This window comes from Pseudoalteromonas rubra (genome assembly GCF_004212645.1).
GTDB lineage: Bacteria > Pseudomonadota > Gammaproteobacteria > Enterobacterales > Alteromonadaceae > Pseudoalteromonas > Pseudoalteromonas rubra_G.
Genome location: NZ_PPUZ01000145.1, coordinates 1 through 3236 on the forward strand (window position 1 = coordinate 1; position 3236 = coordinate 3236).

2 protein-coding genes and 1 pseudogene are annotated in these 3236 nt (G+C 47.4%); 1 reads left to right on the forward strand and 2 read right to left on the reverse strand.

The genetic code is table 11. The annotated features are described in order from the left end of the window. Positions 1-174: 174 nt before the first annotated feature. Positions 175-2016, reverse strand: a complete 1842-nt coding sequence (locus tag C3B51_RS22970; RefSeq protein ID WP_165389232.1) for a 6-hydroxymethylpterin diphosphokinase MptE-like protein — start codon at positions 2014-2016, stop codon at positions 175-177. Between the two features lie 304 nt (positions 2017-2320). Here C3B51_RS22970 and C3B51_RS22975 point away from each other — a divergent pair, with 304 nt between their 5' ends. Next, entirely contained in the window at positions 2321-2815 is a 495-nt protein-coding gene (locus tag C3B51_RS22975) for a DUF1579 family protein (RefSeq protein ID WP_164519315.1), read from the forward strand. 199 nt (positions 2816-3014) lie between these two features. Here C3B51_RS22975 and C3B51_RS23840 read toward each other — a convergent pair. Beyond that, positions 3015-3236: pseudogene (locus C3B51_RS23840) on the reverse strand (hypothetical protein); the annotation flags it as partial.

Below are 3236 nucleotides of genomic sequence, written 5' to 3' on the forward strand. Positions count from 1 at the left end.
AAACGAATCATCTGCGCCAAAGGTATCTGAATCGTATGGCGCACTGAATTGGGCCTGACCACTTAACTGACCGGCTGCAATTGAGTCAGCTGTATGAGCAAGCGTTTTACCCACATGGGCCGAGGCCAATGCGATAGGCAAGACGGTGGCTAAACTAAATTTCATTGATTTTCCTTAATGATTATTGGGTTGAGTTAGGGTTTGTAATCGGTCAATGGTGTGACCTAATGTATGCAGTAGTTTTTCTTTCATAACGGCTGTATAGTCTGCTTTTGCCGCTACAGCGATATGATTAATATGACTGGCAATACTCGTTGTCAGGTATTTCATAGAGCCGGCCAGCAAATAGCGGCTGAAGACAAAGTCGGGATCAGTCTCCAATGTACGGATCATACGGGCCATATCAACCAGGATCGCCTCCGGTTGAGTCCGGTTTGCAACCCTTAAACGGAGCGTCTCCAGCTGCACAATGGCCTGCGTCACATAATGTCCGGTTTCCAGCGTATCAACATCCTGCGTTTTAGCATAGCGGCGTACTTCGTTCATCAACTGATTTTTATCAACTTCACACAAGGTCACATCACTGAACTGTGTCGGCACACTGCCTTTTACAAATGCGCCATCGCTACAATTTAACACCCGCAGCGCCGTTTTCGAGCTGAGTAAACGCTCCTGCACCAGCCTCGACTCGTTGAATATGCGCGAGGTAAACACGTGCTTTGTGAAGTTCCCTTTAACACGTATTTCGCTGCCATAATTACCATCCGCAATGGCGCAGGATGGGTCGTAATACGTCGAATCCTGGCTGTGATGACGTTTGGGGTCAAGGTAGCCGTAATCACACCCCAGCAACAGCAGGTTATTAAACCCGAGCCGGGAAAGTGCAGCAACCGCCATGTTCGTCACCGTTGGGTTGCAATGCGCCAGGGCCGGGCCACGTTCACGATGCTCAGACAGTAAAGTTGCGCCAAGATCATGTGCTTTGGGAAACACAATACAGTGCCGATAAGTATTGAGTAATTTGGGATAAACAGTGTTCAGAGTCAGTAGTACAGTGCTATGTAATCTGGGATCGGTCAGCTGCTCTTCTTTGAGATAAAAAACCTGCGGTGAACGCTCCATTTCAACCTGAAAGTCGGGCACTATGTCATGACTTAACAAAACACTCAGCGCCGTACCACAGGAAACCAGCAGCACCTTGTCACGCTGGCGTTTTAATAATGCAATGTCCTTATCTAACGATGGACCGCTGCCAATCACCGCAACCGGCACATCTGCATAGCTTGCAAAACGGTTCTGATGCGACGCAATATCATAGCTGGCACTGTTTTGCTGCGTATGCGCCAGCCCAATCAACTCATCCTCTAAAAACCCCCACATACTGGCAAGACTATTGCGCCACTGACGAAAACGCTCAAAAATATCATCAAATACCGGGGTTGAGTAATGCCGGTACAGGCTAATATCTGCCACCAGGTGTGGGCCAACTTCAACAAGGCGATTTTGTAACATGGCATAAAATGCGTCAAAAGACTCGCAAGTAGCCAGGCTAAATGACCCGCCCCGCTTATCACATAAAGCACTGATCTGGGCCAAATCAATATGCTGGCACAACAGGGCCAAATGCCTGGGCTCGGGTTCTACAAGGATCACATCGGTGTAGCGGATCTGTTTTAACAGCCATGGCAGCTGATAACCCGCACCGACTCCCAGCATGATCAAGGTGCCCCGTTGAGGTTTTGAATTTTTTCGCCACCCAAGACTCTGGGCATGCTGATTCATGTCATTAATAAAATACTGATGAATATAGTCCGACTGGTGATTGCTTTTATAGTGTAAAGAGAGGTGACTGGGCTGCTTTAAAAACAGCTTTGCCTGCGCGATACACTGCTTTTCAATGTTGGCACCATAAAACGCCTCGGCAAAATGCGTCAGTGCATCGCCCTTTGGCAGCGCCGACACACACACGCCGTGCGCAGCCAGCACATCCAGATTGGATGTAAGTTGGTCCTTCATTTTTACCAATAAATTCAAATTACTATTATTGAGCGATCGTTTCATATCGTGCAACAGCAGTCAACAAAAGGGCAACTTGTAAGCGGTTATTTATGCCTCATATGGCAGGCATAAAGAATACTCTATCCCAACGATTGTGGACCCGATAACTGGCAGTACCATGCAAGCGCTATTGTATCGGTGCCTGCGCGCACAAACACCTGACTTTTGCTTCTTGCCTGATCATCATAAAAGCAGCTACCTTTAAAGAGAATTGCGGTTATGACTATCGCACCTAAGGCCACCATACGGAATGCTTGATCTTATGCCTGTAAAGCACCTACTAGCACTGTTTTTACTGTCTGGCGCACTCAATGCAACCGCAAACTCTTTGTGCGACAGCCCTCAATACCATGCCTTTGATTTCTGGGTCGGTGAGTGGCGGGTCATGTCAAAAGGCCAGTTTGCTGGCAATAGTAAAATCACAAAAATACTTAATGGTTGCGTGATCTTTGAGGAGTACCAGGCGGTGTCGGGTTATCAGGGAAAAAGCCTCAATATCTTTGACAGGCAACAGCAACGCTGGCACCAGAGCTGGACCGACAACGCCGGTTTGCTGCTGCAACTGAGTGGCAACCACGACAATAATGGTATGGTATTACAAGGTCCGGGATTTGATAGCGAGGGCAAACCCGTGTTACACCGTATTACCTGGCAGCCAAAAGAAGATGACACAGTGCACCAGCACTGGCAATCTTCGGCTAACGAGGGCAAGTCCTGGCAAACCCTGTTTTACGGCGTTTATCATAAGATCCAATAACCGGTAGCGCGTTTTGATGTCCGTTGATAGTAATTTACTTAACATAAAAAGCGTAGACAAGCCTGCGCTTATACTCACCTGTTACTGCGCAGGTATCGCAGGCCAGTAACCCAGCACAAAGTTACCCATCTCTCATTCGATACTGACAATGCATAGACACGACCCATGACCAGCGCGCGATATAATCGCCTTTCGGGGTCTACTGGTTCAACCAACTCACCATATGGATATGGGATCCATTGAGCAACTGGATATCCACCGGGGCAGTACGAAGGCACCTGATTAATCGTGTCATACCAATTTGCTTAATTAAGTGTTCTATTTTGAGGCGAGAAAATAGGCTCGATAACAAGGCAAAAATTTTGCTATTCAGTTGTTCTAAATGAGAAATTTTTAACGCTGTTAGCGTCATATTTGCTCC

Excerpts from the sequence above, each read along its gene's own strand:
- C3B51_RS22970 (WP_165389232.1), bottom strand. The coding sequence starts at position 2,016 with ATGAAGGACCAACTTACATCCAATCTGGATGTGCTGGCTGCGCACGGC.
- C3B51_RS22975 (WP_164519315.1), top strand. The coding sequence starts at position 2,321 with ATGCCTGTAAAGCACCTACTAGCACTGTTTTTACTGTCTGGCGCACTC.